The sequence below is a fragment of the uncultured Campylobacter sp. genome (assembly GCF_938045595.1).
Classification (GTDB): domain Bacteria; phylum Campylobacterota; class Campylobacteria; order Campylobacterales; family Campylobacteraceae; genus Campylobacter_B.
The window spans coordinates 1-5825 of record NZ_CALIBB010000166.1 but is presented as its reverse complement, the minus strand read 5'-3'; the positions used below and the strand labels follow the sequence as shown (position 1 = coordinate 5825).

Below are 5825 nucleotides of genomic sequence, written 5' to 3'. Positions count from 1 at the left end.
GTTTTATCGTTTAAGTGCTACCGCGGCGATGGCGTAAGCTGCGCGCAGCTGGGGCGCGACAAGCTCTCCCGTGGAGATTACGATGGCGCCAAGCTCGCTCTTGCTAAGGCTTGCGAGGCGGGCGAGAAAGATAGCTGCTTTGATTTGGGTGCCCTATACGACGGCGAGGGCAATGTGGCGCAAGCGGGCGTATTTTATGCCGCAGCGTGCGATAAAAACGTCGCCGTAGCCTGCCACAAGCTAGGCAACCTATATCAGCGAGGGCGCCTGAGTAGGGACTTCGTTGCCGCCGCGCAGCGCTACGCTAGGGCCTGCGATTTGGGCTACGCCAAGAGCTGCCACAATGCGGCCGTAGTCTATTTCACGGGCGGTTTTGGGCTCGCGGCGGATCCAGCAAAGGCAGTGAGCTTTTTCGAGCGAGGTTGCGACGGCGGATTAGTTGATAGCTGCTATAATGCCGGCGTTGCGTATAATAAGGGCCTCGGCGCGCCGCAGGATCGCGACAAGGCGGAGAAGCTTTACACCAAATCCTGTGAGCTGGGCTACGGCGACGCCTGCAATAATTTAGGCTATTTATATGTGAGCAAGGGGGATTTGCGCGGATTTTCCAAGGGGCTTGGATGCGTCAAAAAGGGCTGCGACGCGGGCAATAAAAAATCCTGCCAGCTCTACGAATTCATGAAAAACGAAATTTTAAAGAAGTAGGCGCTTGGTAGCCCGGCGCACATTTGCCGATTTGCACTGCCTGCCGTGCACGCCGCCTGTTTTGTATTGCTCGCCGTCCTCCGTATGGCGTCTATTTTGCGTTATCCGCCTTTCATAGCATATTTGTGCTGCTCGTCGCGAGGTATCGGTTTTGCGATGGGCTTGCCTGCAATATTGCTGTGGCGGATTTGTGAGCTTTTATAGCGTGCGGAATTTCGCCGCGATTTTGCGACGTGCGAAATTCGGCAAGGTCCAGATAGCCCGCACATATGGCTTGCTAAATTTAGCGGCGAGCTTTATTTGGAATTCTATTGCTATAAAATTTTTAAGGCTTAGTTCTAAATTTAGTGCTTGTAGAGGTTTAACTTTAAAATTTTACGGGCGGCGCTGCAAGCAAGGCATAAATTTTGATTTTAAAATTTTACGGCGCGGAATTTAGCGCGGAAGCAAAGCGCGAAGCTATGTTTGAGGAGACAAATTGGAATATGAGATCACGGGCGAGGTTCGAAATCTCCGCGTCCACACTGCAAGAGGAAATAGCAAAATTTGGGTATTTTTCGAAATAGACGGCGTGAAGCTGCGCGGCGAGTTTAACGATATCCCCGTGGAGGAGGGCGAGCTTGCGCGCGCGTATTTCATCCGCGGAGGATATGCGGGCAGCTACGTGATCACTCGAGTTCAGGTGGTGCGCAAACCAAGCCCTTTGCGCCGCAAGCTGGGGATCGCGACCGCCGTGTGCACGCTGGGTTTCGGCGCGGCGCTGTGGATCGTGGGCTTTGGGATTTTAAACGTCGGCGGGAGGGGCTCGCTAATTAATTTTGTCTGTGTTGCCGCCGCAGGATTTGTGGTGTTAAAAGAGGGCGCGAGCAATCTGAGAACGTGGCTAAATCAGCGCACGTCCGAGTAGATCGCTGCCGTGGCGTAAATTTCATAAATTTAATCCGCCGAATAAATTTACTCACGCTGCCGTATCTTTGCGACATAAATTTTGCTAAAATTCGCTCCGAGCGCGAAATCCGCCACATAAATTTAGAAAAAGGTAAATTTTGAATATAAACGAAGCAATAGTTGCCACCGCCAAAAAGCAAAAAGAGTGCCGGCTAGCATTTGCAAAGTATCTGTTTTTGGGGATTTTATTTATAATAGTGCTACCCGTAGGCGGCGGATTTGCCGTAGGGCATCTTTTTGAAAATCGCCTTGCACCGCTATTTTTCATCATTATCTATATACCGTTTTTTCAAGCCGCGCTAATGGCTAACGCGAGCCGAGTGACCAGCGAGCTGGGGGATTACAAAGCGTTTTATAAAGACGTTTTCGTCCGCGCCGCCATCCGCGGGGTAGATCCAAATTTTAACTACGATCCATTTGCCGGCATCAGCCGTAAAGAATTTCGCAAAATCGGCATCTATTCGCCCGATGAGTTTCGCGCTGAAGATCAAATCGGAGGCATTTATAACGGCGTCAAATTTAATCTCAGCGAAGCGATCGACATCCCAAACGGCGCGACGCTGGAAATCGGCGACTCGGCGGCGCTAAATTTGCTATCCGCGATAATTTTTGCATGGGAGGCCATGAAGGATATGCAGGCGTTCAGCGGCTCGGTTTTGGTCTGCGAGTTCTACAAGAAATTTAGCGGGCAAACTATAGTAGCGAGCCGCACACTAAACACCAGATTTTTAGGCGAAAAAGAACAGATGGACGACGTGTTTTTTAGTAAAGAATTTCGGGTCTTTGCGGACGATAAGGTTGAGGCGAGGTATCTTTTGACGCCCGCATTTATGCAGCGCTTGCGAGAGCTGAAGGAAAAATTTGCGGGCAAAATGGGGCTGAGCGCGGCGTTTATGGACGATAAGCTTTATCTATTTTTAAACGGGGCGAAAAATAAGTTTGAAACAACGCTCTTTTCGCCGCCGCCGAGCCTCAAGGATGCCGCGGGGATCAAAAAGGAAATTTCAGAGCTTTTATCTATCATAGACGAGTTAAATTTAAACCCGGATTTAAGCGGAGCGGCGATTTTGGCTGATTAATGCGCACCGCTATTTATCGGCTAAAATTTACTTGCGCTGTAGCTAGGATCGCCGCTATTCTCCGCTGCCGACCGAGATCCGCTACGGCTTGGATCGCTCATTTTCGCTACCGACCGGGGCGCGCTTAAGTAGCTCCTGTTCGCGAGCGAATAATCTACAAAATCTCTCCCAGTCGTGCAGATAGACGAGCCTATGCTCTTTGCCGCTTTCGTCAATGTATATGCCCTGCGTCGAGCCAAGACTCATCTTTTGCCAGTAGTCGAAAAACGGCAGCGCCTCGATGTCCTCTTGTAGCACGCCTCGCATCATGCCGTTATCGTAAATTTTTAGATCGTAGTAGGTCCTTTTCATTTTAACCTTTCTAAATTTTATCGCGACGGAATTTTATCGTGGTGGAATTCTTAAATTTGCATCGCGATAAAATTCCGTCTTTTAGAATTTTACATACCGCGAAATTTACTGAGAATTCCGCCCCTTTAAATTTTGCGGCGTCAATCCTCGATAAAATTCTGTAGAATTTCACCGCAAGTAAAATTTAGCCCGCCAGCGCCTTTAGCTGTTCTGCGCTTAGCCCGTCAACCAAAATATAGCTCGCATCGATGAAGCGGTAGTTTTGCTTCGGCAGGCGAGCGATAAACTCGCCATATTCCAGCTCGGCGATGGCGCGGTAGTTACCGGCGTCGTTTTCGTCGCCCTCTATGCCTATGAGCGCGATCTGCCAGCGCGCTACGTCGCTATTTTTCAGCATCTCCGCGTTTTGCCACTCCACAAACGGCTTGTAGGGCAGGATAGTGGGCAGGTCCTGCGTGAGCGCGTATGAGCCCATTATCGCGCCGTCATCTCCATTTCGGTAAAACCTCTGGTGCGCGCTGTAAGCGTCGAGATATTGCACTTCGGTTAGCCGCTTGCTAAACTCGGCGGCGGGGTTGTATGAGGCTAAAATTTCATTCATCATCGCGCGGTTTATCGCAAAAGGCCTCTCTACTCCGTAGCAAAAATTTACCTCCGTATCGCCGCTTAAGTGTTGATCTATCGAATGTAGCCCCGCCGCTATATCGCGCTCGTAGTCGAATTCTTCTATCCTGTCGTGGGTGTAAATTTCTCCGTTTTCATCCATGATCTCGCCCCCCAGCTGCTTAGATAGCGCCTGTAGATATGAGATCGCCAAAACCCAATCAAAGACCGTCGCGGGCGTATTTACGCGCACGGCGTAGCTTTGTCGCTCCTCGTCATATCTTAGCTCCATCCCGCGCCCGCTCTTGCCCCGCACGCCCAAAATCAAACATTGATACTCGCTCAAAGGCGATTTTAAAAACGCCCTCTCGTCAAAGTCCTCGGCGCTCTCGTCTATGCCAAATACCGATAGATCGGGCAGCAGATCCAATGCCTTGCTAACGCTCATGGCGTCCGAATAGCCCATAAATAGCGGTCGCTTTTTGTTTTTGACGCGGAATTCTACACTCATCGTTTTCTCCTTATTGAAACGGCAAAATTATAGCGAAATTTTACCCGCCGCGGCGAGCTAAATTTGCGCTCGCAAGCCCGCATTGCTGGTTGCATGAGCGTGCGCCGCAGCCCGCACAAAACTCACTAATAATTGCAAAAGCTTACGCGCCGATCGCGTCTTTTAGGCTCTGTGCGCACAAACCCGCATCCTTTAGCTCGCGCAAAATTTCACCCATCAGCTCCTCTTTGAAAATGTCCAGTATCATCGCGCCCGCATCCAGCTCAGCATAGCGCAGGGCGGGCTCGCTGAAGTTTTTAAGCTCTTTAAACCGCCGCTCGCCCCGCCTGGCAAATCCGAGCCGAACCTCGTTCGGGCTAAGGCTCAGCACGCCACCATCGCGAGCGAAATTATACACGCTAAAGCCGTAAAGCTGCGGATCGGCGGCTCTAGCTCGCACGCTCAAAATTTCCTCCAGCCGCGCCTTTGTGCCATTTAGATCGAGCCCTGTTTGCAGCGCGATCTTGCCGCCCGTGTCGAGCCGCAAAAGCGCCAAAAACGAAGCGAAATCCTGCGCGATGATGCTTTGCTCATCGCATTCTACGTCGATGTAGGCGACCGCAGGCTGTTCGCTCGCGCGGTAGTCCAGGCACAGGTACCAGTGTCCGTCGCCGCTGAAGGGCACCAGCCCGTCAAGCTTGAAGCTCACGCACTCGCGCTCCTCGCCCCAGCTAAAGCGCGTAAGCGACGGATACGCCTCGCCGATGCCGCTGATGGCGTCCAGCGGGTAGCCTTCTAGCTCGTAGCGCAGGTAGCCGCCGTTTTGCACGCTTAGCATCATGGCGAGCTCGCGCGGCAGGGCGTGCCCTAGCTCCTCTTCTGCAGCTCGCAGCGCCTCCGCCGTGAGCGGATCTTGTAGATAGGGCAGGTAGATCGGTCTGCGCCAGATGTTTGCAAGCTCGTTTGCGTTCATTTTCGCTCCTTTAAATTTGCGGGTTAAAATTTCAAGCACGCCTTAAATTTTAAGCTCGAATCTGAAATCTCAGTTATAAAATTTTAAAATTTTGCAGCGCCGAATTTTTTCATAGCCTGCTCGCCGTATTCGGCTCGCCTGCAACCATATGCTCGTCTTTCGGCAGCTTAAATTTAATCTAATTGAGGCGCGCCGCCGTTTAAATTTAAGCCATACCGAGCGGGCTCAAAGTCGCGCGCCGATAAAATTCCATCGTAAATCTACTCGGCCTGAGCGTCTATTTAAAGCGGCGGAATTTTGCAAGCAAGCTAAAGCCTTTCGCGCGCCTAATCGAAATCATAATACAGGCTCCATGCCCCGCTTTGCGGGTTTTTGGCAAACATCAAGCTGCCGCCGTCAATGACGTTAAAATTAGCCTTTTCGTCTGAAGAGATCTGAAAAACGAACTGAAAACCATCGCCGAAACTCACTCCTGACTGGCAAAAGGAGGGATAGCCGCCGAATTTCGTGCAGTCGTGATACTCCAGCCCAGCCGTGACGTCGGAATAATAGAGCCCGACCGACCTTTTAAGCTCTAAAATTTCATGCACGACGTCAGGCTCCAATCCGCCGCCGTCCCAGCTCGCGACGTCGTCCGCGGCAAATTTTGGCTGCAAAGGAAAGGGTCTTATCTGCG

Annotated in this window: 7 protein-coding genes; 3 read left to right on the top strand and 4 right to left on the bottom strand. The window is 51.3% G+C overall.

What is annotated here, in order from left to right:
* The 3 genes from Q0340_RS06750 to Q0340_RS06740 all read left to right on the top strand — a co-directional run.
* The coding region (locus tag Q0340_RS06750; protein ID WP_298082675.1) for a tetratricopeptide repeat protein at positions 1 to 705 on the top strand (705 nt) is incomplete at its 5' end.
* A 478-nt stretch (positions 706 to 1183) separates the two neighbouring features.
* Positions 1184 to 1612 (top strand): hypothetical protein, encoded by a 429-nt coding sequence (locus tag Q0340_RS06745; protein ID WP_298082674.1) that lies wholly within the window; start codon positions 1184 to 1186, stop codon positions 1610 to 1612.
* A 139-nt stretch (positions 1613 to 1751) separates the two neighbouring features.
* On the top strand, positions 1752 to 2732 hold the full coding sequence (locus Q0340_RS06740) for a DUF3137 domain-containing protein (protein ID WP_298082673.1): 981 nt from the start codon (positions 1752 to 1754) through the stop codon (positions 2730 to 2732).
* A gap of 81 nt (positions 2733 to 2813) precedes the next feature.
* Here the strand turns inward: Q0340_RS06740 and Q0340_RS06735 are convergent, their stop codons facing one another.
* The 4 genes from Q0340_RS06735 to Q0340_RS06720 form a co-directional block, all read right to left on the bottom strand.
* Positions 2814 to 3083 carry a hypothetical protein gene (locus tag Q0340_RS06735; protein ID WP_298082672.1) on the bottom strand — a complete coding sequence of 90 codons (270 nt, stop codon included), beginning with the start codon at positions 3081 to 3083 and terminating at the stop codon, positions 2814 to 2816.
* 184 nt (positions 3084 to 3267) lie between these two features.
* The gene (locus Q0340_RS06730; RefSeq protein WP_298082671.1) at positions 3268 to 4197 is read right to left on the bottom strand and encodes a DUF4299 family protein; all 930 of its coding nucleotides are present in this window, start codon (positions 4195 to 4197) and stop codon (positions 3268 to 3270) included.
* A 142-nt stretch (positions 4198 to 4339) separates the two neighbouring features.
* Positions 4340 to 5149, bottom strand: a complete 810-nt coding sequence (locus Q0340_RS06725; RefSeq protein WP_298082670.1) for an SMI1/KNR4 family protein — start codon at positions 5147 to 5149, stop codon at positions 4340 to 4342.
* 326 nt (positions 5150 to 5475) lie between these two features.
* Positions 5476 to 5825 (bottom strand): hypothetical protein (locus Q0340_RS06720; RefSeq protein WP_298082669.1); only part of this gene is annotated, 350 nt, incomplete at its 5' end.